This window comes from Streptomyces sp. YIM 121038 (assembly GCF_006088715.1).
GTDB lineage: Bacteria > Actinomycetota > Actinomycetes > Streptomycetales > Streptomycetaceae > Streptomyces.
On the sequence record NZ_CP030771.1, the window covers coordinates 7,144,333 to 7,170,186 of the forward strand.

Annotated in this window: 19 protein-coding genes; 6 read left to right on the top strand and 13 right to left on the bottom strand. The window is 74.2% G+C overall.

Annotation, left to right across the window (positions count from 1 at the left end; all coding sequences use genetic code 11):
* The first annotated feature begins 39 nt into the window (after window positions 1-39).
* Genes C9F11_RS30780 through C9F11_RS30795 form a run of 4 tightly spaced genes read left to right on the top strand, consistent with a single transcriptional unit; the run spans window position 40 to window position 5,716 of the window.
* The gene (locus tag C9F11_RS30780) at window positions 40-2,277 is read left to right on the top strand and encodes a HAMP domain-containing protein (RefSeq protein ID WP_138962313.1); all 2,238 of its coding nucleotides are present in this window, start codon (window positions 40-42) and stop codon (window positions 2,275-2,277) included.
* Window positions 2,278-2,283: 6 nt separating this feature from the next.
* Window positions 2,284-4,137 carry a poly-gamma-glutamate synthase PgsB gene (gene pgsB, locus C9F11_RS30785; RefSeq protein WP_138962314.1) on the top strand — a complete coding sequence of 618 codons (1,854 nt, stop codon included), beginning with the start codon at window positions 2,284-2,286 and terminating at the stop codon, window positions 4,135-4,137.
* Window positions 4,134-4,616, top strand: a complete 483-nt coding sequence (locus C9F11_RS30790; RefSeq protein WP_030682587.1) for a poly-gamma-glutamate biosynthesis protein PgsC/CapC — start codon at window positions 4,134-4,136, stop codon at window positions 4,614-4,616. The genes pgsB and C9F11_RS30790 overlap by 4 nt, the downstream gene beginning before the upstream one ends.
* Before the next feature lie 26 nt (window positions 4,617-4,642).
* A complete protein-coding gene (locus C9F11_RS30795; protein WP_138962315.1) occupies window positions 4,643-5,716 on the top strand; it encodes an NlpC/P60 family protein in 1,074 nt (357 codons plus the stop codon).
* Window positions 5,717-5,905: 189 nt separating this feature from the next.
* Here C9F11_RS30795 and C9F11_RS30800 read toward each other — a convergent pair whose 3' ends face one another.
* Entirely contained in the window at window positions 5,906-6,280 is a 375-nt protein-coding gene (locus C9F11_RS30800) for an NYN domain-containing protein (protein WP_138962316.1), read from the bottom strand.
* Between the two features lie 117 nt (window positions 6,281-6,397).
* Between C9F11_RS30800 and C9F11_RS30805 the strand changes: the two genes are divergently transcribed.
* Complete coding sequence (locus C9F11_RS30805; RefSeq protein WP_138967191.1) at window positions 6,398-7,432, top strand: hypothetical protein; 1,035 nt, start codon at window positions 6,398-6,400, stop codon at window positions 7,430-7,432.
* A 60-nt stretch (window positions 7,433-7,492) separates the two neighbouring features.
* Here C9F11_RS30805 and C9F11_RS30810 read toward each other — a convergent pair whose 3' ends face one another.
* From C9F11_RS30810 to C9F11_RS30830, 5 genes are all read right to left on the bottom strand, one after another.
* On the bottom strand, window positions 7,493-9,622 hold the full coding sequence (locus C9F11_RS30810) for a 3-hydroxyacyl-CoA dehydrogenase NAD-binding domain-containing protein (protein WP_138962317.1): 2,130 nt from the start codon (window positions 9,620-9,622) through the stop codon (window positions 7,493-7,495).
* A complete protein-coding gene (locus C9F11_RS30815) occupies window positions 9,619-10,833 on the bottom strand; it encodes an acetyl-CoA C-acyltransferase (protein WP_138962318.1) in 1,215 nt (404 codons plus the stop codon). Before C9F11_RS30815 ends, C9F11_RS30810 begins: the two co-directional genes overlap by 4 nt.
* A 1,735-nt stretch (window positions 10,834-12,568) precedes the next feature.
* Window positions 12,569-13,852, bottom strand: a complete 1,284-nt coding sequence (locus C9F11_RS30820) for a ribonuclease D (protein ID WP_138962319.1) — start codon at window positions 13,850-13,852, stop codon at window positions 12,569-12,571.
* 78 nt (window positions 13,853-13,930) lie between these two features.
* Entirely contained in the window at window positions 13,931-14,593 is a 663-nt protein-coding gene (locus tag C9F11_RS30825; RefSeq protein ID WP_030687574.1) for a response regulator transcription factor, read from the bottom strand.
* Window positions 14,594-14,914: 321 nt separating this feature from the next.
* On the bottom strand, window positions 14,915-15,574 hold the full coding sequence (locus C9F11_RS30830) for a DUF3000 domain-containing protein (protein ID WP_138962320.1): 660 nt from the start codon (window positions 15,572-15,574) through the stop codon (window positions 14,915-14,917).
* 156 nt (window positions 15,575-15,730) lie between these two features.
* Here C9F11_RS30830 and hemE point away from each other — a divergent pair, with 156 nt between their 5' ends.
* Window positions 15,731-16,798 carry a uroporphyrinogen decarboxylase gene (hemE, locus tag C9F11_RS30835; protein WP_138962321.1) on the top strand — a complete coding sequence of 356 codons (1,068 nt, stop codon included), beginning with the start codon at window positions 15,731-15,733 and terminating at the stop codon, window positions 16,796-16,798.
* A gap of 3 nt (window positions 16,799-16,801) precedes the next feature.
* Here the strand turns inward: hemE and C9F11_RS30840 are convergent, their stop codons facing one another.
* The 7 genes from C9F11_RS30840 to C9F11_RS30870 form a co-directional block, all read right to left on the bottom strand.
* Entirely contained in the window at window positions 16,802-17,503 is a 702-nt protein-coding gene (locus C9F11_RS30840; RefSeq protein WP_138962322.1) for a spherulation-specific family 4 protein, read from the bottom strand.
* Complete coding sequence (locus tag C9F11_RS30845; protein ID WP_138962323.1) at window positions 17,500-18,429, bottom strand: NAD-dependent epimerase/dehydratase family protein; 930 nt, start codon at window positions 18,427-18,429, stop codon at window positions 17,500-17,502. Before C9F11_RS30845 ends, C9F11_RS30840 begins: the two co-directional genes overlap by 4 nt.
* Window positions 18,430-18,432: 3 nt before the next feature.
* A complete protein-coding gene (locus C9F11_RS30850; protein WP_138962324.1) occupies window positions 18,433-19,146 on the bottom strand; it encodes a nucleotidyltransferase family protein in 714 nt (237 codons plus the stop codon).
* 39 nt (window positions 19,147-19,185) lie between these two features.
* Window positions 19,186-20,187, bottom strand: a complete 1,002-nt coding sequence (locus C9F11_RS30855; RefSeq protein WP_138962325.1) for an SDR family NAD(P)-dependent oxidoreductase — start codon at window positions 20,185-20,187, stop codon at window positions 19,186-19,188.
* A gap of 49 nt (window positions 20,188-20,236) precedes the next feature.
* Complete coding sequence (locus tag C9F11_RS30860) at window positions 20,237-21,751, bottom strand: hypothetical protein (RefSeq protein ID WP_138962326.1); 1,515 nt, start codon at window positions 21,749-21,751, stop codon at window positions 20,237-20,239.
* Window positions 21,748-23,325: a GT4 family glycosyltransferase PelF gene (gene pelF, locus C9F11_RS30865; protein ID WP_138962327.1), complete on the bottom strand. Its 1,578-nt coding sequence runs from the start codon at window positions 23,323-23,325 to the stop codon at window positions 21,748-21,750. The genes C9F11_RS30860 and pelF overlap by 4 nt, the downstream gene beginning before the upstream one ends.
* Before the next feature lie 268 nt (window positions 23,326-23,593).
* Entirely contained in the window at window positions 23,594-25,753 is a 2,160-nt protein-coding gene (locus C9F11_RS30870) for a hypothetical protein (protein WP_138962328.1), read from the bottom strand.
* Window positions 25,754-25,854 lie beyond the last annotated feature (101 nt).

Genomic DNA, 25,854 nt, shown 5'->3' on the forward strand with positions numbered 1-25,854 from the left:
CCCACGAAGCGGCGGCACAAGGTCCGCCGAAGGACCGACATGTCACTCATCGGCGGCATCCGCCCGCCGATCGCCGTGCTGTCGGTCCTGCTCCTCGCCCTGGCGGGTGTCACCGCCCTCACCCTCGGCCGCGTCGGTCAGGACGCGGTACCGAAGGCCGTCAAGCAGTCCCAGCAGCACTTCGCCGAGGACGGCGCCATCGCCCTGCGCGCCTCCATCGACGAGTCCGTCACCGACCTGACCCGCACCGCGGGCCTGTTCAGCGCCGGCGACCCGGTGCCCGCCGACGCCGTGCTCGACAAGATCGGCAGCGTCTACCAGAAGTGGATGGGCACCGCCGTCGTCGAGATCCGGTCCGGCAAGCTCCTCGCCGCCCGCGGCGAGAACGTGCCGCTGGCCGCCATCGACCGCTCCACGCTCAAGGACGACGACGGCCTCCAGCCGCGCATGGTCCGCCTGGAGAACGGCGAGACCCGGCTGCTCGCCTTCGCGGTGCTCAGCTGGAAGGGCCAGCCGCAGCAGCTGCTCGTGGCCTCCACCAGCCTGCGCTTCCCCGGCATCAGCCTCGGCAACTTCCGCGCCATCGCCGTCGTCGGCCAGGACGGCAACGTCCTGAGCACCGACGGCATCCCCGAGCCCGAGCAGGTGCTCACCGACCTCCAGCGCAAGGAGGTCAAGCAGTCCAACAAGCAGCTCAACGCGTTCGCCAAGGCCGCCGCGAAGAAGTCGCGCCAGCACCCCCTGTCGGCCAAGGAGCCCGGCTCCGGCGGCTACAAGGGCGTCAGCGGCTACCTCATCGGTGACAGCTTCCTCAGCGAGCGGTCCGTCGCCGGCTACGCCACCCTCGCCGCCCCCGAACCGGGCGAGCAGACCGTTGCCACCCGGCTCGGCCTCAGCGTCGTCGCCATGCAGCCCGTCGCCGAGGACGAGGACCGGGCCGACAGCTCCGCGTTCGGCCTGATCGCCGCGGGCGCCCTGCTGCTCATCGGCGGCGTCACGGTCTTCCTGCTCCTGCGCACCGTGCAGCGCCCGCTGATCCGGCTGTTCCTGGAGAGCCGCCGCCTCACCCGCGGCGACCTGAACCGCCCGGTGACCGTGCCCAGGTCCGGTGAGGCCGCCCGCATCGGCGCGGCCCTCGAACGGCTGCGCCGCCAGCTCCTCGGCGAGCCCGCCGCGGCGGACCAGAAGCCCGCGCGCCGCCGCAAGTTCGGCGCCCGCACCCTCCTCGCGGTCTGCGGCGTGCTCCTGCTCGTCTGGTCGGCGCCGCTACTGCTCCTGCTCAACCGCGCCGGGGACGACGTCCAGGTGCCGCAGCAGCTCGTCAACGACCAGCGCGAGCGCACCGACACCCTCACCGACCGGGTCCGCCGCGCCCTCAACGAGGGCCACGCCGACCTCACCTCGGTGGCCTCCCTCATCGGCGCCCGCACCGAGCCCGACGACATGGGCAAGGTCCTCGACGGCACCCTGAACCAGCACAGCCGCTACCGCTCCCTGTACGTCCTCGACAAGGACGGCAAGGTCCTGTCGAAGGCGGGCCAGGACCCGCGCAGCCCCGCCGGCAAGGAGCCGTCCGACGAGGCCATCCGGGTGCTCGACGACGGCGGCAAGGAGCCGGTGATCATCGGCACCGCCGAGGTGCCGGGCCGCGGCGGCGCCGCCGTCGTGGGCGAGTTCCGCATCGACTTCCTCAACTCGCTGCTCAAGCGCCCCGGCCTCGGTGCGGTCCGCGTCGTCGACAAGGACCGCAAGGTGATCGGCGGCAACACCGGCTACCTGGAGTTCGAGGGCCTGCCCAGCGGGCGCCTCAACGCGCTCGTCGAGGGCACCAGCCAGAAGGTCGGCCTCAGCCCCCGGCCCAGCGGCGTGCTCTACCGCGACGGCGGCGACATCCAGATCGCGGCCGCGGCCCCGTTCGTCGGCGGCGGTGCCGCCAAGGCGCTCGGCTGGACCGTGGTCAGCTGGCAGCCCGCCTCCCAGCTCCCGATCCCCGCGTACACGCTGCAGAACCGCACCGTCCTCGCGGGCATGCTCGGCGTCACCGCCGCCGCGGCCTGCCTCGGCTGGCTGCACATCGTCGTCGTACGGCCGCTGCGCAAGCTCGCCGACCAGGCGGAGGCGCTGGCCGACGGGGACCGCAAGACCGTCCTGTACCCGGTCCACCACGACGAGGTCGGTGCCGTCACCCGCAGCCTGGAGCTCATCAGGCAGCAGCTGCCCACGGGCGCGCAGCGCAAGCGGGACGGCGTGTCGGCGCCGCTCGCCGGAAGGAACTGAACCGCCGTGTACTTCCTCTTCACCGTCCTCGTGGTGTGCTGCGCCGTCCTGCTGGTCGCCGGGGTGATCGAGCAGCGGCGGCACTTCACGAACCTGGAGCACATACCGACGCGGGTGCTCGTCAACGGCATCCGCGGCAAGAGCTCCATCACCCGCCTGTGCGCGGGCGCGCTGCGCGGCGGCGACCTGACCACCGTCGCCAAGACCACCGGCACGGCCGCCCGGTTCATCCACCCGGACGCCACCGAGGAGCCGGTCTACCGCAAGTTCGGCATCGCCAACGTCGTCGAGCAGATCGGCATCGTGCGCCGCGCGGCGGCGTACAACCCGGACGCCCTGGTCATCGAGTGCATGGCGGTCATGCCCGCGCTCCAGGAGATCAACCAGTCCAAGCTGATCCGCTCCACCATCGGCGTGCTCTGCAACGTCCGCGAGGACCACCTCGCCGAGATGGGCCCCACCCTCGACGACGTGGCGCGCTCCCTGTCCCGCTCCATGCCGGAGAACGGCATCTGCGTCACCGCGGAGAAGGACCGCTTCGACATCCTCAAGGAGGAGGCCGACGCCCGGAACTGCGAGCTGATCTACGCCGACCCCGAGACGGTCACCGACGACGAGCTGCGCGGCTTCAGCTGGTTCACCTTCAAGGAGAACGTGGCGATCGCGCTCAAGGTCGCCGAACTCCTCGGCGTCGGCCGCGAGGTCGCCCTCCAGGGCATGTACGACGCCCCGCCGGACCCCGGTGTCCTCTCCGTCGAGCGGTACGTCACCGAGGACCACAAGAAGCTCCGCTTCGCCAACGTCTTCGCGGCCAACGACCCCGAGTCGACGCTGATGAACATCAACCAGCTGCTCGACCTCGGCGCGATCCACCGCCCGCTGAACGTCGTCATCAACTGCCGCCCCGACCGCGTCGAGCGCAACGGTCAGATGGGCGAGATCATCCCCGACCTCCAGCCGGAGAAGGTCTTCGTCATCGGCCACCCCGCCAAGAGCGCCATCGACGCCATCCCCGCCGAGTGGCGCTCGCGCGCCGTCGACCTCGGCGGTGACCGGCGCGACCCCGAGGAGTTCATGGGGCAGCTGCTCGGCCAGCTCGGCCCGGACTCCTCGCTCGTCGCCATCGGCAACATCCACGGCCAGGGCGAGGTGCTCCTGGAGCACCTCGCCGAACTCCCCGCCGACGAGAGCGAGGACCCGGCCACCGCACCGGCGGCCGCCCCCGCGCAGGGTGCCGCGCCCGCCGAGGGCGTCGTGGAGCGGACCCAGCCGACCCCGCTGTACGAGCCGCACATCGACCCGTACCAGCACTACCCGGAGGCGTACGAGAACCGCTACGCCCACCACCAGCTGACGCCCGCCGCGGCCGTGCACGTGCCCGCCCAGCGGACGGCGGAGCAGCCGTACGGCCACCAGTACCAGCACGAGCAGCAGCAGTACGACCAGCACCAGCAGCACCAGCAGTACGCCCAGCAGCAGTACGCCCAGCAGTACCAGCAGCACGAGCAGCAGGCGTACGCCCAGCAGCAGAACCAGCAGCCGTACGACCACCAGCCGTACGACCAGCAGCCCGGGCAGCAGCAGTACGACGCGCCGTACGCGGCGCAGGGCCACCCCGGTCACCAGCAGGACGCGTACGCCGCCCACGACCCCTACGGCCAGCAGGCCGCCTACGCGTCCGCGCCCCAGGGAACGGCGACTCCCCACGAGGCGTCCTACCCGTCGCACGAGGCCCAGCCGCCCCGCCAGCCCGAGCCGGAAGAGGTCCGGCCCCGCGGCCTGTTCGAGCCGCGCGTTCCGCCCGTTTCCCCCGCCGCCGACGACACGCAGCAGTGGCACAGCCCAGGAGAGCCCCGTTGATCCCCTCCGTCCTCACCCCCGAGATCGCCGCGATCGGGATCGCGCTCGGGCTGCTCTTCTCCCTGGTCTGCTATCTGACGACCAACCTCTCGCCCGGCGGCATGATCACCCCGGGCTGGCTCGCGCTGACCCTCGTCGAGGACCTCCAGCGCGCCGCCATGGTGGTCGGCGTCACCGTCCTCACCTACGTCTGCACGCTGCTCATGCAGCGCTTCATCATCCTGTACGGCAAGCGCCTGTTCGCCGCGGTCGTCCTGACCGGTGTGGTGCTCCAGGCCACGGTGATGATCGTGCTCTCGATCGAGTTCCCGCTGATGTACAGCAACCAGACCCTCGGCTTCATCGTGCCGGGCCTGATCGCCTACCAGCTCGTGCGCCAGCCCAAGGGCCCCACCCTGCTCGCCACGGGCTCGGTGACGCTCATGGCCTACGTCGTCCTCACCGCCGGGATTCTCCTCGGCTTCATGCCGTCCGCCTGACCTCGGCCTGACTTCCGGAGCCACACATGCCGCCCAAGAAGAAGCGCCCCGCCCTCCACGCCGCGACCGTGCTCGCCCTGCTCGCCGGCAGCGCCTTCCTGACCGTCGAACTGCGCAAGGACGAACAGGACAAGGCGCCCGAGGTGCAGGCCGTCACCGACACCCCCGGCCGTCTCAGCAACGGCGCCTCGGCGCAGGGCGGCAAGCAGTCCTGGGAGCGGCTGCGCAACCCCGACCGCTCCGTGCTGCGCACCGAGGGCGGCAAGGTGCTCGCCACCTTCACCGACGGGGCCCGCGCCGCGACCCTCACCGGGCCGAGCCGCACCTTCACCGAGCCCGCCAACACCAAGTCCCGGGTCGTCACCGAGGACTGGGTGCGGCTGATGCCCGAGGTGTGGCGCAAGGGCGCGGAGAAGGAGAAGTGGTTCAAGGACTGGTACAAGCAGTTCGCGGGCAGCGAGGAGGACGACATCTTCGCCATGGCCTTCCAGTACGTCGAGGGGGCGCCCGTCAAGAAGGACGACGAGGGCATCGCCTACCGCGGCGACGCCAACTTCGGGCCGCTGAACCCCAACGGCAGCGAGGGCAACGACCTGCGCGAGGAGCAGTCCGACTTCTACGACTACCTCGGCATCCCCTACACCTTCCGCGACGGCACCACCATCCAGCCCGAGGCCAAGCGGGCCAGGTCCATGGACTGCTCCGGCTTCATCCGCACCATCTTCGGCTACCGCGCGCGGTACCCCCTGATGTCCTCCGACACCGCCGGTGACGGGCTTCCCCGCACCGCCAACGGCATGGCCCGCGGCAAGGTCGGCACGGACGTCATCAAGCTGAAGGGGGTCGGCGCGGCCGACCGCCCCAAGACCATCGACGTCATCCAGCCCGGGGACCTGGTCTTCTTCAAGCTCGACGCGCGGACGAAGCAGCGGCTCGACCACGTGGGGATCTTCCTCGGCCACGATGCGGACGGCCACAAGATCTTCATCTCCAGCCGCGAGGAGGTCAACGGGCCGACGATCGGCGACAAGGGCGGCACGTCCCGCCTGGACGGCAACGGGTACTACGCCTCGACCCTGCGCAGCGCCAAGCGCCTCTAGCGGCGGGCCGCTGGGAACGGGGGCTCCGCCGCTACCGCGGCGGGCCTCTCCCACCCGCCCACCCGCATCACCCCGGCTTCGCGGGCCGGGCCCGCGGCGGGGCAGCTCCCCGTCTCCGCTGTGGGCCATCGTCCCGCTGGGCGGGACGGGTGGGCACAGCCCCAGGTGCCGCCCGGCCGTGGGGTGGGGCTAAGGGGCCGGGCGGACCGTGCGGGGGCCGACGCAGGTGGCGCCGTGGGCGGAGACCCGGGTGCGCAGGCCCCGGTCGGCCGTGACGACGACGCAGGGCCCTGCCACCTCGGCGACCAGTTCCACGATGCGGTCGTCCCCGCTCGCGGGCGCGGAGTCGACCCGCACCCCGGGCACCGAGGCCACCCCCCGGGCCAGCCCCTCCACCACGAGGACCACGTCCAAGGGCCCCGGCACCCCGTCAAGACCGCCCTCGGCATAGGGAACGAGCCGGTCCCGCAGCCGCTCCGCCGCCCCCTTCCGGTCCCGCCACCACCCGTCCGGCACGGACCCGACCACGTTCGCGGCATCCACCACAAGGGTCACTCTCTCCATGCGGCAAGGGTCGCACGCCCGGGTACGGCCCCCCGGCCCACGCGCATTAGAGTGGGTCGTACCGCACCCACCCCTCGCCCCGGAAGCCGCATGCCCCCAGCCCCCACCTCCTCGGCCGTGAACGGCGACTGGCTCATACGCGGACGCGACGGCCGGCTCTGCGTGTACGCCTTCGGCCCGGACGGCGGCACCGTCGAGTGCCGCACCGAGCGCTCCCCGGGCGGCCCCTGGACCGCCCCCCGCGTCGTCGGCGGCGACCAGCGCGTGCACCCGGTGCTCGCCGTCGCCCAGGGCGCCGACGCCTACGCCCACCTGGTCTCGTGGCGCCCCACCGTCCCGGGCGAGTCCGGCCTGGTCCACTCCACGCACTTCCAGCCGCACCTCGCGGCCCTGGACTGGAACCCCCTCGGCCACCCGAACAAGAAGGGCGAGCGCACCGGCACCCCCGCCGTCACCGTCGACGCCGAGGGCCGCGCCCATGTGTTCGTACCGAACAGGGGCGGCGGAGTGAGCATGCGCGGCCAGAAGCAGCTCGGCGGCTGGGGGCCCTGGCGCGACCTCAAGGGCCAGGGCGTCCAGGGCGAACTGGCCGTCGTGACCGCCGAGTCGGGGCGCGTGGTGGCGTACGCGAGCACGCCGGACGTGATCCTGCGCTGGCGCCAGAGCGGTCCGGGCAAGGTCCCGGTCATGGACGAGCCGCTGAAGGCCCGCGCCCGTCCGGGCACCCTGCGGGCCCTGGCCACCTCGGCGGAGCACACCACGCTCTTCTTCACGGACGAGGAGGGCGACGTGTGCGCCTGGCGCGGGGACGAGGAGCCCGCGCGGCTGCTGCGCGCCGCGGGGCCGGGCCGCGTCGCCGCCGTGCGCTGCGAACTCGACGGCTACGACTGTACGTTGCTGGCCCAGCGCGCGGACAGCGGCCGCGTCGCCTTCGCCGCGTACCCGACCGAGCTGGAGTCGGCGGGAGCCTGGTGGGCCGAGTCGGGCCCCGCCCTTCCGGTGGACGCGCGCCTCGCGCTCCGCGCGGACGCCGCGGGCCAGGTGGTCGCCGCGACCTTCGTGCCCGGCACCGACGACCTGCGCCTGACCTACCGCAAGGACGAGCCGGGCCTTGCCCTGAAGGCGTGGGAGCAGCCGGTCACCGGCCGGTGAACCGTACGGGAAGGGGCCCGGCCCGCCGACTGGCGGACCGGGCCCCTCGCGGTGTCTCCGTCACGCGGGGACGCTGGCGAGTCCCTGCTCCAGGAACCGCTTGCCGTTCACGCGCTCGCTGACGCCCTCGCGGTCCAGGTACGGCGTGACGCCGCCCAGGTGGAAGGGCCAGCCCGCGCCGGTGATCAGGCACAGGTCGATGTCCTGTGCCTCGGCGACGACGCCCTCGTCGAGCATGAGGCCGATCTCCTGGGCGACCGCGTCCAGGACGCGGGCGCGGACCTGCTCCTCGGTGAGGACCGTGTCGCCCTGCTTCAGGAGCGCCGCGACCTCCGGGTCCAGCTCCGGCTTGCCGCTGTCGTAGACGTAGAAGCCGCGCTTGCCCGCCTCGACGACGGCCTTCAGGTTCGGGGAGACCGTGAAGCGGTCCGGGAAGGCGCGGTTCAGCGTTTCCGAGACGTGCAGGCCGATGGCCGGGCCGACCAGCTCCAGGAGCACGAGCGGGGACATCGGCAGACCGAGCGGCTCGACGGCCTTCTCGGCGACCTCGACCGGCGTGCCCTCGTCGATGACGTTCTGGATCTCGCCCATGAAGCGGGTGAGGATGCGGTTCACGACGAACGCCGGGGCGTCCTTCACCAGGACCGCGGTCTTCTTCAGTTTCTTGGCGACGCCGAAGGCCGTGGCCAGGGAGGCGTCGTCGGTCTGCTCGCCGCGCACGATCTCCAGGAGCGGGAGGATCGCGACCGGGTTGAAGAAGTGGAAGCCGACGACCCGCTCGGGGTGCTTCAGCTTCGACGCCATCTCGGTCACCGAGAGCGAGGAGGTGTTGGTGGCGAGGATCGCGTGCGCCGGGGCGACCGCCTCGACCTCCGCGAACACCTGCTGCTTGACGCCGATCTCCTCGAAGACGGCCTCGATGACGAAGTCGGCGTCGGAGAAGCCCTCGGCCTTGTCCAGGACACCGGTCACCAGGGCCTTGAGGCGGTTGGCCTTGTCCTGGTTGATCCGGCCCTTGCCGAGCAGCTTGTCGATCTCGGCGTGGACGTAGCCGACGCCCTTGTCGACGCGCTCCTGGTCGATGTCGGTCAGGACGACCGGCACCTCCAGACGGCGCAGGAAGAGCAGGGCCAGCTGCGAGGCCATCAGACCGGCGCCGACGACGCCCACCTTGGTGACCGGGCGGGCCAGGTTCTTGTCCGGGGCGCCCGCGGGGCGCTTGCCGCGCTTCTGCACCAGGTTGAACGCGTAGATGCCGGAGCGCAGTTCGCCGCCCATGATGAGGTCGGCGAGCGCGGTGTCCTCGGCGTCGAAGCCCTGCTGGGCGTCGCCGTCCTTCGCGGCCGCGATGATCTCCAGGGCGCGGTACGCGGCCGGGGCCGCGCCGTGCACCTTGGCGTCGGCGATGGCGCGGCCGCGGGCGACCGCCGCGTCCCAGGCCTCGCCGCGGTCGACGTCGGCGCGGGCCACCTCGACGTCGCCCTTGAGGACGGAGGCCGTCCACAGCAGCGACTGCTCCAGGAAGTCGGCGCCCTCGAACAGCGCGTCGGCGATGCCGAGCTCGAAGACCTGCTGGCCCTTGAGCTGCTTGTTCTGGTTCAGCGAGTTCTCGATGATGACCGAAACCGCGCGGTCGGCACCGATCAGGTTCGGCAGCAGGGTGCAGCCGCCCCAGCCCGGTACGAGACCGAGGAAGACCTCGGGCAGCGAGAAGGCGGGCAGCGCCTTCGACACCGTGCGGTAGGTGCAGTGCAGACCGACCTCGACGCCACCGCCCATGGCGGCGCCGTTGTAGTACGCGAACGTCGGTACGGCGAGCGCGGACAGGCGCTTGAAGACGTCGTGGCCGCCCTTGCCGATGGCCAGCGCGTCCTCGTGGCGCTTGAGCAGCTCGACGCCCTTGAGGTCGGCGCCGACGGCGAAGATGAACGGCTTGCCGGTGATGCCGGCGCCGACGATCGTGCCCTCGGCGGCCTCCTGCTCGACCTGGTCGATCGCGGCGTTCAGGTGCGCGAGCGACTGCGGGCCGAAGGTGGTCGGCTTGGTGTGGTCGAAGCCGTTGTCGAGCGTGATCAGCGCGAAGCGGCCCGCGCCCGGCAGGTCGAGGTGGCGTACGTGCGCCTGGGTCACGACCTCGTCCGGGAACAGCTCGGCGGCACCCTTCAGAAGCTCGGCGGTGGTGGTGCTCACTTGCCCTCCCAGTGGGGGTTCTCCCAGATGACCGTCGCGCCCATGCCGAAGCCGACGCACATGGTGGTGAGGCCGTAGCGGACCTCCGGCTGCTCCTCGAACTGCCGTGCCAGCTGCGTCATCAGACGCACGCCGGAGGAGGCCAGCGGGTGGCCGAAGGCGATGGCGCCGCCGTACTGGTTGACGCGCGCGTCGTCGTCGGCGATGCCGTAGTGCTCCAGGAAGGCGAGCACCTGGACGGCGAAGGCCTCGTTGATCTCGAACAGGCCGATGTCACCGATGCCGAGTCCGGCCTTGGCGAGGGCCTTCTCGGTGGCCGGGATCGGGCCGTAGCCCATGACCTCGGGCTCCACACCGGCGAACGCGTAGGACACCAGCCGCATCTTGACCGGCAGGCCGTTCTCGCGGGCGAAGTCCTCGGAGGCGATGATCGAGGCGGTGGCGCCGTCGTTGAGGCCGGCGGCGTTTCCGGCGGTGACGCGGCCGTGCGTACGGAACGGCGTCTTCAGCCCCGCGAGGTTCTCCAGGGTGGTGCCCGGACGCATCGGCTCGTCCTGCGTGGCGAGGCCCCAGCCGGTCTCGCCGGTCTCGGGGGTCGTGCGCCGGACCGAGATCGGCACGAGGTCCTGCTGGATCTTGCCGTTGGCGTACGCCTTGGCGGCCTTCTCCTGCGAGCGCACGGCGTACTCGTCGGCGCGGAGCTTGGTGATGGAGGGGTAGCGGTCGTGCAGGTTCTCGGCGGTCATGCCCATGAACAGGGCGGACTCGTCGACCAGCTTCTCGCTCACGAACCGGGGGTTCGGGTCGACGCCCTCGCCCATCGGGTGGCGGCCCATGTGCTCGACACCACCGGCGATCACGGCGTCGTACGCGCCGAAGGCGATCGACCCGGCGGTCGACGTCACGGCGGTGAGCGCGCCCGCGCACATCCGGTCGATCGAGTAGCCCGGCACGGACTGCGGAAGGCCCGCGAGGATCCCGGCGGTGCGGCCGAGGGTGAGCCCCTGGTCACCGATCTGCGTGGTGGCGGCGACGGCGACCTCGTCGATCTTGGCGGGGTCAAGCGCCGGGTTGCGGCGGAGCAGCTCCCGGATCGCCTTGACGATCATGTCGTCGGCCCGGGTCTCGTGGTAGATGCCCTTCGGGCCCGCCTTGCCGAACGGGGTGCGGACGCCGTCGACGAAGACGACGTCCCTGACGGTACGAGGCACGATGGCTCTCCTCCAGGGTGCGGTGCGCCTGCGGCGCGCTTCCTGGGGTCATGCTACTTACCGGTAACTAGTAGGCCAAGGGTGGTCCGGGGGAGGCCCATGTCACATGCGCGACACCTGACCGAATCCTTGCCCCTCGCCCCACCCGGCAGCCGCCGCCCCGGCGATCCCACCGCGGCCCCACCCGCCCGAGGCACGCCGACCCGGCCCGGCCCCGCGCCCCACCCCTGAGCCGCACCGGGCCCCTGCGCGGGGCCTGCGTGCCACAGCCGAGGCGGCACCTTGCCGCTGCGCGGGGGCCGGGGGGCGCCTCGCTCGTGCGGGGGACCTGTGTGCTGGGCAGTGCCTTGCTCCTGTGCGGGGCCTGTGTGCGGGGGCTGGGCGGCGCCTCGGCCCCGCGCGGGGTTGTGCGACGGCTGGGCGACACCTGGGCTCGGCGCCGGGCCTGTGACGGCTGGGCGGCGCCTTGCTCCTGCGCGGGGCCCCGCGTGACACCTGGGCTCCGCGGAACGGTTGCGCGGCACCTGGGGCCGCGCCCACCAGGCTCTCGGCTTTGCTCGGGCAGGGGGTGCTCCGCTCGCCCCGCGGCACGAGGGCCCACGGCGAGGCAGGCCCGCCCGGCATCGCCGTGCCTGCCCGCGGCCCCGGCGACACGGACCCGTGCTCCGCATGTCCACCCCTGTCCCACCCACCCGCCCCCACCCGGGACGGGGCCGCACGCCCCCGAGCCGGAGCCTGGCCGCCGAGACTGGCGCAGACCCATGACGAAGTGCGAGGGGCGGGGTGCCACCCCCAGCCCCTCGCGCAGGCCCCCGGTCGACCAGGCTGCGGTGTGGTCCCACCCACCCGTTCCCCTCTAGGGCGAGCCTCCGCAAGACCCTCACTCGGCAGACCCCCGAGCCGGGCCCCGGCCAACCGGACCGGCGCAGTCCCACCCGCCGCCCCCTCCGCCCGTGGTGTGCATCCGCAGGCCCCCGCACCCGCAAGCCCCGGGCCGGGCCTCGGTCAGCGAGACCGGCGTGGGCCCACCCGCCGCCCCCTCCGCCTGGGCCGGGGCGTGGCCTCGGCTGTCGAGGTCGCAGGGGTGACTCGTCGCCCGCCCCGACGGTGGTGTGCATGCGCAGGCCCCCGCACCCGCAAGCCCCGGGCCGGGCCTCGGTCAGCGAGACCGGCGTGGGCCCGCCCGCCGCCCCCGCCCGGGCCGGGGTTCCGCAGGGTGGGGGTGGTCCCGCCGTCCCGCCCCCGCCAGTGGCGGGGCAGCTGGACGACGGGCCGGGAGCCGCCAGGTCGGGGTCCGGCCAGGTCGCTGAGGCAGGAACGGGCGGGCGGGTGGGAGAAGCCCGCCGCGGCAGCGGCGGAACCGCCGGACGCCGGGCCGCAAGCCGCCAGGTCGGGGCCCCGCCAGGTCACTGAGGCAGGAACGGGTGGGCGGGTGGGAGGCCGCCGCCGCGGTAGCGGCGGGCCGGACGAGCCGCCGCGGCGCTCCGCGTCGGGGCCGCGGCGGCAAGGCCGGGGAGTGTCGGGTGGGCGGGTGGGGAGATCCGTCGCGGTAGCGACGGGGCTGAGCACTCCGCCACGTGGGCGGCGGGAGCCAGCCAGGGCTAGCCGCGGCGGTGGCGGGACCGGGGCAGGCCAGGCGCAGCAATTGGGGCCCAGCCAGGGCCAGGCGTGGCGGTGGCGGGGTCCGGGCAGGGCCAGGCGCGGGGGTGGGGGCCGCGCCTGGCCGGGGGTGGGGTCAGGTGAGGGCCGCGGTGAGGGACGGGGCCACCTGTTCGATCTGCCAGGCGCGGGCGCCATGCGCCGCGAGGGCCGCGGACACCGACTCCACCCCCACCGGCACGGGCGGCTCCCAGCACACGCGCCGCACCGTGTCCGGAGTGATCAGATTCTCCTGCGGCATGTTCAGCCGCTCGGCGAGCTCCGAGACGGCGGCCCGCGCGGCGGAGAGCCGCGCCGCCGCGGCGGGGTCCCGGTCCGCCCAGGAGCGGGGCGGCGGCGGTCCGGTCACGGCCTGACCGGGCTGCGGCAGCTCCGCCTCGGGCAGCGCCTTGGCCCGCTCCACGGCGGCCTGCCACTGTTCGAGCTGGCGGCGGCCCATGCGGTGGCCGAAGCCGGTCAGCGCGGTCAGGGCGTGCACGTTGGGCGGCAGGGCGAGGGCGGCCTCGACGATGGCGCCGTCGCTGAGCACCTTGCCGGGCGAGACGTCACGGCGCTGGGCGATCCGGTCGCGGGCGGTCCACAACTCCCGTACGACGGCCATCTGCCGGCGGCGGCGCACCTTGTGCATGCCGGAGGTGCGCCGCCAGGGGTCCTTGCGGGGCGGCGCGGGCGGCGCGCTGGCGATGGCGTCGAACTCCTGGCGGGCCCAGTCGAGCTTGCCCTGCCGGTCGAGCTCCTTCTCCAGGGCGTCGCGCAGGTCGACGAGGAGTTCCACGTCGAGGGCGGCGTACCGCAGCCAGGGCTCGGGCAGTGGGCGGGTCGACCAGTCCACGGCGGAGTGGCCCTTCTCCAGGACGTAGCCGAGGACGCTCTCCACCATCGCGCCGAGTCCGACGCGCGGGAATCCGGCGAGACGGCCCGCCAGCTCCGTGTCGAAGATGAGCGACGGAATCATGCCTATTTCCCGTAGGCACGGGAGGTCCTGGGTGGCTGCGTGCAGCACCCATTCGGTGTCGGCGAGGGCGTCGCCGAGGCCGGACAGATCGGGGCAGGCGACGGGGTCGATCAGCGCGGTGCCCGCGCCTTCGCGGCGCAGCTGGACGAGGTAGGCGCGCTGGCCGTAGCGGTAGCCGGAGGCTCTCTCGGCGTCCACGGCCACCGGTCCCGTACCAGCGGCAAATGCCGCGATGACCTGCGTGAGTGTGTCCTGGTCCGCCACGACGGGCGGGATGCCGTCGCGCGGTTCGAGCAGGGGTGTGGGAGTCCCGTCGACGGAGACGCCTGTGACGCCTTCGTCCGGAGGAGCGCCTCCGGTGGTTCGCAGTGAGCTGTCTGCTGCGGTCTCTTGGGCGTCGGTCACCTGTCAAGGGTATCTGTGAACGGACGGCGCCCGTCGACGGAACGTTACGTCGACGGGCGCGCAGGGGGTGTAAATCAGTCAGTGGATGATTCCGGTGCGGAGGGCCACCGCTACCATTCCGGCCCGGTCTCCGGTGCCGAGCTTGCGGGCGATCCGGGCGAGGTGGCTCTTGACGGTGAGTGCGGACAGGCCCATGGAGACGCCGATCGCCTTGTTCGACTGGCCCTCGGCGACGAGCCGCAGGACCTCGACCTCACGGCCCGACAGCTCGCGGTAGCCGCCCGGGTGGCTCGGGGCGCCCGGGGGGCGGCGGTGCATACGGGCGGCGGCGGAGCCGATGGGGGCGGCGCCCGGCCGGGTGGGGAGCCCGACGTTGGTGCGGGTGCCGGTGACGACGTACCCCTTCACGCCGCCCGCGAGGGCGTTGCGTACGGCGCCGATGTCGTCGGCGGCGGACAGGGCGAGCCCGTTGGGCCAGCCCGCGGCGCGGGTCTCGGACAGGAGGGTCAGGCCGGAGCCGTCGGGAAGGTGGACGTCCGCGACGCAGATGTCGCGGGGGTTGCCGATGCGGGGACGAGCCTCCGCGATGGACGAGGCCTCGATGACGTCCCGTACCCCGAGGGCCCACAGGTGGCGGGTCACGGTGGAGCGGACACGGGGGTCGGCCACGACGACCATGGCGGTCGGCTTGTTCGGGCGGTAGGCGACCAGGCTTGCGGGCTGCTCGAGGAGAACGGACACCAGGCCTCCTGGGGGGTGGCGGCGGGACGGGCCGGCTCGGGGATGAAGCCGGGGCGAACCGTATGTTTCAAGGTCACAGACCTCTTCGGCACCTCCTGTCCCGGGCTTTAGGGGATGATCACGATTTGGTGAGTAACAATTCGGGGCGATTCGGACATGCGATCGATCATCCGACGATTCACCTGGGCGTATGGCGCACCCGGCGCGTCAAGCGGGCGCACGCGCCCCCAACCCGTGCGACGGACCGGCCGCCGCCGCGAGTGACGCCCCGCGGCCGCCCCCGCGCCAGGAACGCCGCCACCGCGGCGTCCCGGCCGAGCCTCAGCTCAGCCGCGGGCCCCGGCGCTGCGGCAGCGTGACCACCGAGCCGTCCACGGGCCCCGCGGGCGGCAGCCCCGCCACCTGGCACAGCAGATCGCACCACGCCGCGAGATGCGCCCCCGCGTCCGGTACGCCCCCCGCGCCCTCCCGCGGCGTCCACGAGGCACGGATCTCGATCTGCGAGGCGGGCGGCCGCTCCGCGAGCCCGCCGAAGTAGTACGACCCCGCACGCGTGACCGTCCCGCTCGGCTCCCCGCAGGAGAGCCCGCGCGCCTGGAGCGCCCCGGTCAGCCACGACCAGCACACCTCGGGAAGCAGCGGATCGGCCGCCATCTCCGGCTCCAGCTCCGCCCGCACCAGGGTCACGAGCCGGAACGTGCCCTTCCAGGCCTCGTGCCCCGCCGGGTCGTGCAGCAGTACGAGGCGCCCGTCCGCCAGGTCCTCGTCATCCTCGACGACCGCCGCCTCCAAGGCGTACGCGAACGGCGCGAGCCGCTGCGGCGGCCGCGTCGGGTCGATCTCCACCTGCGGCCGCAGCCGTGCCTCCCGCAGCGCGTCGACCGCCGCGCGAAAGGGCGGCGGCGCCGTGTCCGCCACCACCCCCTGCGCTCCGTCCATCTCGCCAGCGCCGTCCGACCGTTGTCCCTGAGCCGCAGCCATGCGGGGAACATTAAGGGGAACTGCGGCTTCGCGCAGTCACCCCGCCGTTGCGCGGCGAGGTGTTCCGCCCCCGCGGGGCCGCCCGCACGCCCCGCGTCCGGCGTCGAACACCGACGGGCTTTCCCGCCGCGGGACGGGCCGTGCGAGACTTTCCCGGTGACTGTCAACGACCAGGCCACCGGCCAGCAGCCCGCAGCGACGTACGACTCCGCCTTCCTCAAGGCGTGCCGGCGCGAGGCGGTGCCGCACACGCCCGTGTGGTTCATGCGGCAGGCCGGGCGCTCCCTGCCCGAGTACCGCAAGGTCCGTGAGGGCACGGCCATGCTGGAGTCCTGCATGCGGCCCGACCTCGTCACCGAGATCACCCTGCAGCCGGTGCGCCGCCACGGCGTCGACGCCGCCATCTACTTCAGCGACATCGTCGTCCCCCTGAAGGCCATCGGCGTCGACCTCGACATCAAGCCGGGCGTCGGACCCGTCGTGGAGCGGCCGATCCGCACCCGCGCCGACCTCGCGCAGCTGCGCGACCTCACCCCGGACGACGTCTCGTACGTGACCGAGGCCATCGGCATGCTGACCGGCGAACTGGGCGCCACGCCGCTCATCGGCTTCGCCGGTGCGCCGTTCACCCTCGCGAGCTACCTCGTCGAGGGCGGACCGAGCCGTAACCACGAGCACACCAAGGCGCTCATGTACGGCGACCCGCAGCTGTGGGCCGACCTGCTCGACCGGCTCGCGGAGATCACCAGCGCCTTCCTGAAGGTGCAGATCGAGGCGGGCGCCTCCGCCGTGCAGCTCTTCGACTCCTGGGTGGGCGCCCTCGCGCCCGCCGACTACCGCCGCTCGATCATGCCCGCGTCGCGCAAGGTCTTCGACGCCGTCGCCTCGTACGGCGTGCCGCGCATCCACTTCGGCGTCGGCACCGGCGAACTGCTCGGCCTGCTCGGCGAGGCCGGGGCCGACGTCGTCGGCGTCGACTGGCGCGTCCCGCTCGACGAGGCGGCCCGCCGCGTGGGCCCCGGCAAGGCGCTCCAGGGCAACCTCGACCCCGCCGTGCTCTTCGCCCCGCGCGAGGCCGTAGAGGTGAAGACCGACGAGGTGCTCGCGGCGGCGGCCGGACTGGAGGGCCACGTCTTCAACCTCGGCCACGGCGTGCTGCCCTCCATGGACCCCGACGCCCTGACCCGGCTCGTGGAGTACGTGCACACGCGCACCGCCCGCTGACCCTCACACCCAGCAGCCGGGAGCCCACGGCACCCCGGGCGGCTCCGGCGGTTCCGGCGGTTCCGGCGGTTCCATCCAGGGGTTGGGGCCCGCCCCCGGCACCGCGCAGTGCACCCCCGCCCCGCGCCGCGCCGCCGTGCGCGCCGCGAGGCGGGACAGGGCGGGCGGCACCCCGTACACCAGATGACAGAACCGGTCGGGGGAGTGCCGCGCCGTCCACGGCGGAGCGCTGAACGCACGCAGATACGTCGTCCAGTGCCCCTCGAAGGTGACCAGCAGATCCGCGGCCCGCGCATAGCCCGGCGACGCCGGATGCGTGCCCGGGTTCAGGACCACCGGCGCGAGTCCGCGCTCGCGCGCGCCGCGGACCAGCCGCCGGCAGTGGCGCAGCTCGCCCCGGCCCGGCGCGATCCGGTCGAGGAAGCAGCCGTCGACCCGGTAGAAGGCGAGGTGCCGGTCCAGATCGGCGGCGACCTCGCGGGCCGGGCGCCCGCCGTACGCCGCGTCGACGTACCCGAGCACCGGCACCCCCGCCGTGCGCAGCGCGTGCGCGGCGGCGGCGAACGCCGGGTCGGGGGCCGCGCCCGGCCCGTCGGCGGCGTTGAGCACGACGCCGTACAGGTGGGGCGCGACCGCCACGAGCGCCCGCCAGGCCGCGGGGGCCGCGGCCGGGTGGACGTACAGCGGGACGAGCAGGGGACTCATCGCCGGTCCGCGGAGACACACGCGTCGGCGTCCGTGGCCCCGTCCGCGGCCCACAGCGCGGCCAGCGCGTCGTCGAGGTCGTGCCGCGGGCGCCAGCCGAGTTCCCGGTCCGCGGCCCCGATGTCCGCGCACTGCCAGGGCACCGCCGCGGAGCGGCCCGCGGCGGGCAGCGACTCCTCGACCCGGCCCCGGAAGCCCGCCGCCCGCACCAGGCCGTGCACCAGGTCGCGCACCGGCACCGCCCGGCCGCTGCCGATGTTGAGCAGCGGCGGCACCGGGCCCGGCGCGGTCACCGCGAGCTCCACCGCCCGCGCCACGTCGCGCACGTACACGAAGTCCCGGAACGCGGACAGGTCCCCCACCCGGACCGTGCCGTGCGGCGACTCGCCGACGGCGCGCCGCAGTTCGGCGGTGAGCCGCCCCGGCAGGCCCGCCGCGGGCGCGCCGGGGCCGACCGGGTTCGTCACGCGCAGGGCCACCGCGTCCAGCCCCGACGACGTCACCGCCAGGGTGCCCGCCAGCTTGGTGGCGCCGTAGGGCGCGACCGGGTGGGCCGGGCCGTCCTCGGCGGTGCGCGCGCCGCGCGGCTGGGGGCCGTACTCGGCGGCGGAGCCGAGGTGGACGAGACGGGCGCCGGGCGCCGCCGCGCGCAGCGCCTCGCACAGCAGCGCGGGGCCGCGGGAGTTGACCTCCGCGAGGGTCAGGGCGGTGCCGCCGACCGCGCCCGCGCAGTTCACCACCGCGTCGGGCGCGGCCCGTACGAGCAGCTCCACCAGGTCGCCGGGGGCGGCCGTGGCCAGGTCGCAGCGCAGGTCGGCGGCCGGGGCGCGGCCGCAGGTGCGCAGTCGGGCGCCGGGCAGCGCGCGCAGCTGCTGGGTGATGTGCGCGCCCAGGTAGCCGGTCGCGCCCAGGACGAGTATCCGCACGGCTCACGCCCCCTTGAGCAGCAGCGAGCGGTGGGTGGTGAACTCGGCGTTGGCGCGGTCGTAGTCGTCGGGGCGGCCGATGTCCAGCCAGTAGCCGTCGAACGCGTAGGCGTGCGGCGGGTTCTCGGTCTTCAGGAGGTCGAGGACCAGCTCGTCGAAGCCCAGCGGCAGGCCCGGTGTGTACGGGGTGAGCGTCTCCCGGGAGACGCCGTAGACGCCCATGGAGACGCGGTAGTCCACGCTCGGCTTCTCGGTGAAGGCGACCACGCGCCGCTCCTCGGTGGTCAGGACGCCGAAGTCGATGTGCACCTCGCGCGGGTAGGTCGCGATGGTCAGCGGGGCCTTGGACCCCTCGTGTCTGCGCAGGACGTCCGCGAAGTCCAGGTCGGTGAGTATGTCGCCGTTCATCACCAGGAAGTGCTCGGGGAGGCGGTCGAGCATCGTGAGCAGCGGGCCCATGGTGCCGAGCGGGCTCTCCTCGGTGGAGTAGCCGATGCGCAGGTTCCACCGCGAGCCGTTGCCGACGTAGGCGCGGATGATGTGGCCGAGGTGGCCGATGGCGATGGTGCAGCTGGTGAATCCGGCCGCGGAGAGCTGGCGCAGGACGATCTCCAGGATCGCGTGCTGGTCGCCGATCGGGACCAGCGGCTTGGGCAGCGCGGTGGTGTACGGGCGGAGCCTGACGCCCTTGCCTCCGGCGAGGATGACTGCGTGCATGGGGGTGCTCCCTGTCTGTGAGTCGGTGGTGATGGAGCGTCAGATGTTGTAGATGTCCGTCTTGTAGCGGGCCAGGTTGGCGGGGTCGAGGAAGAACTCCACGGTCCGGGCGAGGCCTTCCTCCAGGCCGTGCCCGGGGCTCCAGCCGGTGGCCTCGCGCAGCCGGGTGGCGTCCGCGACCAGGCGCAGCACCTCCGAGGCGGCGGGCCGCACGCGCTGTTCGTCGGCCCGCACGTCCAGGGCGGTGTCCATCACCTTGCCGATGAGGCGCACCAGGTCGCCGACGGAGATCTCGCCGCCGGTCCCGGCGTTGAAGGTGCGGCCGAGCACGGCGTCGGCGGGCGCGGTGCCGACGGCGAGGAAGGCGCGGGCGGTGTCCTTGACGAAGGTGAAGTCCCGGGTGGGGCGCAGATCGCCGAGCGTGACGGTGCGCTGCCCGGCCGCCACCTGGCCGATCACCGTCGGGATGACGGCCCGCATGGACTGGCGCGGGCCATAGGTGTTGAACGGCCTGAGCGTCACCACGGGCGTCGCGAAGCTCGCGTAGTAGCTGTCGGCGAGCCGGTCGCCGCCCGCCTTCGAAGCGGCGTACGGGGACTGGGTGTTGATGGGGTGGTCCTCGGTGATGGGCACGGTCCGCGCGGTGCCGTACGTCTCGCTGGTCGAGGTGTGCACCAGACGCGGGACCTCGGCGTGCCGCACGGCCTCCAGGACGTTGAGGGTGCCGGTGACGTTCGTGTCGACGTAGGAGTGCGGCGCCTGGTACGAGTACGGGATCGCGATCAGCGCGGCCAGGTGGTAGACGATCTCGGCCCCGGTGACCAGGGCGCGGGTCGAGCCGGGGTCGCGCACGTCGCCCAGGACGACCTCGACCTCGGCGAGCACGTCGGCGGGCAGGGTCTCCAGCCAGCCGTACGAGGAGAAGGAGTTGTACTGGACCAGGGCGCGCAGGCGGTGGCCCGAGGCGACGAGCTCCTCGGTGAGGTGCGAGCCGATGAAGCCCTCGGCTCCGGTGACGACGGCGAGCGGTGCGGACGTCATGCGGGTCTCCTGGCGGTCGGGGTGGGTCGAGCGGTGCGGGAGGCGCTGTTCAGCTGTGGGCGGTGGGGCTGCCCAAGTGGCGTACGGCGGCGCCGAGCAGGGCCAGCGCCGCCGCCGTACAGCCCACGAGCTGGGCCGTGCTCGCGGGCAGGTCCGACAGACGGGGGAGCGCCGTGGCCACGGCCGCCGCGCCCAGGCACAGCGCGGCGGACGGCCAGGCCACGCCGAAGGCCTGGAGCAGCAGCGCCGTCCACAGGGCGGCGCCGAGGGCGAGCAGCGGGCCCGGGGCGGTGCCGGTCACGGGGATGCCCACGGCGAGGGACGCCAGATACGCGGCGACGCACAGGCCGAGCGCGCGGGCGGCGCGCAGCCGGAAGCCGAGCGGTGTGGTGGAGGCCCGCAGCGCGGCCACCGCGAGCCCCCTGAAGCGGTAGAGCAGCCACTCGGCGGGGCCCATGCTGAGCGTGAGCACGATGACGGCGTACGGGTCCTTGAGGCCCGCGGCCGTCGCGAGGGTCCCGGCGGCGAGCCCGAACAGGCCGTACGGCAGCGAGCGGACCAGGTGCGGCACCGCCCCGGCCGCCGGGGCGGTGGCCAGCGCGGCCCGCAGGGCGAGCCCGGCCGCGCCTGCGGTGAGCAGCACGGTGAGCACCGGCAGGCCGAGGCCGAGGACCGCGGGGGGATCCCACCAGGGCAGCACGGCAGCGCCCGCCACGACGGGCAGCAGCGCGACGGCGAGCCGGCGCTCGTGGCCGAGGACGAGGAGCACGCCCGCCGCCGCCAGATAGCAGGACTGCCCGGCGGCGAAGACGGCGGCGGACCCGGGACCGGCCACCGCGAGCCCGGTGAGGGCCGCGCACGCGACGCCGGGCGGGGCCCCGCGCAGCAGGGCGCGCGCCGCCTCGTGGCGCCCGGTCACGAGCCGTACGTACGCCCGGTGGCTGAGCGCCTGTGACCAGGCCCAGGAGACGAGGGCCGCGGCGATCAGACCGTGCGGGCCCGCGTCGCCCCAGGCGCCCGCGGCGAGCAGGTAGGCGGCGCCGGGCAGCGCGAACAGCAGCCCGCGCAGGGCGCACTTGGCGTGGTCGGGCCGCCAGGGGTCGGGCGGCAGCGGCGGCTCCGGGTGGCTGCGCGGCACCCGCCGGTAGAGGGCGTCGGCGAGCGAGAACAGGTCGCGGTGCCCGTACTCCTCCTGGATCCGCTCGCCGGTCATGCCCTGCGACTCCAGGACCGCGGCGACCTCGTAGGGATGCACGGCGGCCCCGACGTCCTCGGCCAGCTCGGCCGCGAGCGCGTCGACGGGGTCGTCGGCGCGCGCGGCCCGCAGGCCGGGGCGGTGGCCCCCGGGCCGGACGCCGCACCCCGGGGCGTGCGGGCAGGGCGCGGGGCGCGCCCGGGGTGCCGCCGCGGGCTCGGGGTCGCCCCGGGCCCAGGAGGGCCGCCTGCGGCGGGGCGCGGGGCCGGACTCGGGGGCGCGGTCGGGCAGTGCCCAGGACGGGCGGCGGCGTCCGGCGAGCCCGTCGACGCCGTCCTCGCGGGGCGGCAGCGCCATCGGTCCGCTCATCCGGCCGCCTCGCTTCCGGCGAAGTCGTACGCCGTCGGGCCCGGCTCCTGGCCGGTCGGCCGCCCGGTGCGCAGCGCGGGTTCGCGGGGATCGCCGAGCGCGGGCCGGGCGCCCGCGGCCAGCTCGCGGTAGATCTCCCGGAACGCCTCCACCGTCTGCCGCAGCGTGAACTGCTCGATGACGCGGACCCGGGCCGCCGCGCCCATCGCGGCGCGGCGGCCCGGGTCCGACAGGAGCTCGACGGCCGCGCCCGCCATGGCCTCCGGCGCGCGCGGCGGCACCACGAGGCCGGCCGGGCCCACGGCCTCGCGGACGCCCCCGACGTCGGTGGAGACCGTGGCGCGGCCGCACGACATGGCCTCGATGAGGGTGAAGGGAAAGCCCTCGCTGATGCTGGACAGCATCACCACGTTGCCCGCGGCGTAGGCGTCCTTGATGTACTCCACGCGGCCCTCGAAGACCACCGAGTCCGCGTGGCCGAGCGTGGCGGCCAGGGCCTCGCAGCGCTCCCGGTAGGCCTCGCCGCCGCGCGGGGTACCGCCGAACAGGCGCAGCCTGGCGTCCGGCACCCGCTCCCTGACCAGGGCGAAGGAGCGGATCAGGGTCTCCAGGTCCTTGATCGGGTCCACGCGCCCGGCCCAGCTGAGGGTGGGCGTGTCCGGTTCGGGGCCCGCGGCGGGGAACGCCTCGGGGTCCACGCCGTTGTAGACGGTGCGGATCAGCGCGGGGTCGGCGCCGCCGCGCTCCTCCCAGAGCCGGTTGTAGCGGTTGCCGGGCGTGATCAGGGCCGCGCGGCGGTACGACTCCTCCGCGAGCAGCCGGAAGAAGCCGAGCAGGACCGCCTTCACCGGCCAGCGGTAGGGGCCCGTGCGATAGCCCAGGTAGCGCTCGCGCAGATACACGCCGTGCTCGGTCAACAGCAGAGGCACGCCGTGGGTGTGACGGGCGATCAGGCCGGGCAGGGCCGCGATGCCGCCGCTCACCGCGTGCGCCACGCCGTGCTCCGGCGGGCGGGCGGCCAGTGGACGCAGGGCGTGTTCCAGCAGATGGGTCGCGGTGACGGCGTCGTGCAGCGTGGGGCGCGCCTCGGCCACCGCGAGCCCCGGTGTGCGCCACACCGAGGCGAGCACGCCGACCGCGCCGTCGCCGCGCAGCGCCGGGGAGAGGGCGCCGTCCCGGGCGTACGGGGCCAGGGCGTACAGGGCCGGGGCGAAGGCGCTCTCGGCGGTGGGGTCGAGCAGGGCGGTGAGGAAGGCCTCGTAGTGGGTGAGGAGGTCCCGGCGCGCCCGGCCGCGCGGGGGGCGTCCGGCCGGGTCGGGCCCCCACATGGGCAGACAGACCGGCTCGGCCACGTGCGGCGGCAGCTCCCAGGCGAGGGGCTCGCGCCCGGTGCCCGTCACCGCGAGCACGCCGAAGTCGACGTCGGGCATGCCGCGCACCAGCTGGTCGCACCAGACGCTGACGCCGCCGTGGCTGTGCGGGTACGTGCCCTCGGTCAGCAGCGTGACGCGGGTGCGCCCGGACGGGCCGGGCGGGGGTGCGGGTAACGGCACCGTCGCGGACGGTGTGGGCATGGGTGGGGCTCCCCAAGTGACGTCGCGGTGCGGGTGGCGGGCGGCCGTGTGCCGGAGGCAGGCGGGGTCACGCCGCGTCGCCTTGGTGCGTGAGAGGTGGAGCGGGCCCGCCGGGGCCCGTGGGCCCGGCGGGAGTTCTGCTCCGCCGTTCCCGCCCGCGTTCGGCGCGCGGGCGGGGACGGCGGCCCCCGTTGGTCCCCGGCGTGGTGCCGGAGCGGGTGGCGCGGGCCGGTGACGCCGGTGCGGCGGTCCGGCCCGCGGCCGTTCCTCAGCGGCCGGTCGGCAGGGACTTCGGGGTGTGCCCCGCGGTCCCCGGCGGCACGTACGTCGCCGCGCCGGGCGGCACGTGCGCGCGCCGCGCCGCGGGCACCGCCGCGGGTGTGCCGCCGCCCGTCCTGCCGGTCGGGGGAGCCGACGGCAGCGTCAGGGTCACCCGGTCCTGGAGCAGCCCGGGGGAGACCCAGCCGGAGGATCTGCCGGCGTACGGCGAGCCGAACGCGCCGGTGCCGACGACGAGTTGCTGTCGCGTGCCGGTGGGCATGGTGGCGGTCGCGGCGACGCCCGCGGGCGCCTGCACGGTCACCGTGTCACCGATGCGGTACGCCGTGACGCGCCCCGCGCCGAGGGCCGCGTCCCAGGCCGCGCGCGAGCGCAGCTCCGCCCCGATGTCGGCCATGCGCAGCTTCACCAGCGGGGTGGACGGCGCGTACAGCTCCTCGTAGGCGTCGAGCACCTGGTCGAGGACGGGGTAGCCGATGCGGTCCTCGGCCAGGTTGGACTGGTGGATGAAGTGCGGCCGCGGATTGCCCGACAGGGCGTGGCCGAGGGCGATGGCCGACTCCACGGGCACGATGTGGTCCGCGTAGCCGGTCGTGAGGTCGAGCGGCTTGTCCAGACAGGTCGTGACCGGTGAGTTCTCGCACAGGCCGCTGCCGCCGTCGGACTTGCGGGTGTAGATCCAGTTGTACTCGTCGACCTGCTCGGCCTCGCGGCCCGCGTTGTAGAAGACGTTCATCGGGTAGCGCGGCACCGTGAGCGACGGGCCGACCTGGCGCTGTCCGGGCTCGCGGGAGTTGTCCGAGCCGAGCCAGCGCACGCCGTTGTCGCCGAGCGCGGGGGCCAGGTTCGGGTTGTCGTCGGGCTGCTGCGGCAGGACGCGCAGGCCCGAGTGCTCCCCGGTCACCAACTCGCCGTTGTCGAGGGGCAGTTCGGCGCGCGTGCCCCAGGCGCGGTTGAGCGAGACCTGGTCGTCTATCTCGGTCCGCGACACGTACTTCGTACTGCCGTCCGCGTTCTTCGCGCAGCTCCAGGGCACCTTGGAGGTGTCCTGCTCGCACCCGAGGAACGGGTGGTTGTAGGTGTGGTTGACCCAGCGGAAGGCGCTCCGGTCCTCGACGAGCTGGTCGGCGAGCGGGTCGTCGCCGCCGTTCTCCTCGCGGTACAGCTCGCTGCCGCCGCCGTTGTAGGCCAGGTCCAGCGGCAGTCCCCGCCGCTCGGACCACTCGGCCGCGTACGTGGCGTCCTCGGGTGTCATCCGGATGCCGTCCTGCTGGCCCTGCCCGGGAGGGCAGTCGATGTCGCCCGGGGTGCAGTTGAGCTCCATGTCCCAGCGGTCGTCGGAGCCGAAGACGTCGTCCACGTGGACGGCGAAGTAGTTCCGCGACGCGCCGATGCGCACGCCCTGCGTCAGCCAGTCGACGACGCCCCGGGCGATCAGCCTGAACTGCTGCTGGTACTGGTTGTAGACGAACGTGACCACCAGCTCGCGCCGCCCGTCGTGCCGGTACTCCCCGACGAGCGAGCCGCGGCTCGACCCGCCCGGGGCCGTCGCCTCCACGTACGGGGTGAAGTCGGCGCCCGGCGCGGGCTTCGCCAGGTGGCCGTAGCTCTCCCCGACCGCGGGGGAGTTGTCCTCGAAGGGCACGGCTCCGGCGAGGTAGCCGAACGGGCCCGCCTCGCCCGCCGCGGTGACCTCGGCGCGGACGCCGTCGAGCGAACCGCTGTACTCCGGTTTCTGCAGGCCCGCTTCGGGGCGGGCGTAGGTGTAGGCGTCCACCTGCGGGACGTTGTACGTCCGCTCGTAGGCGGCGAGCGCGGCCAGCTCGGCCGAGCCGGTGCCGAACGGGTTGTCGTTCGGCAGCACGACGGCCTGGAACCTGGCGCGCGGCCTGCCGTCCACGGTGTCCGCGAGGAAGGCCGCGTCGATCGCCGGCCGACCGCTCCTGCGCAGGTCGACGGTGGTGAACGGCGTGCCCTGGGCGTCGAGTTCGGCGGCGATGGCGGCGGTCGCGGGGCCGCCGTCGGTCACCACCAGGACGCGTAGGTCGATCCGGGGTTGCTCCGCGGCCGCCGCTGGCTGAGCGGGCAGCGAGAGCGCGATGAGCAGAGCGCCGGCCCCGAGTGCCGCCGCCCGTGCGGTGCGATTCATCTGGTTGTGGTCCCCTCCGCGGTCGGATCACGACGGTGCGGACACCGCGGGACCCGCCCCCAACGGCACGCGCGCACAGATCGCGGTGCGTGTCCGTGCCA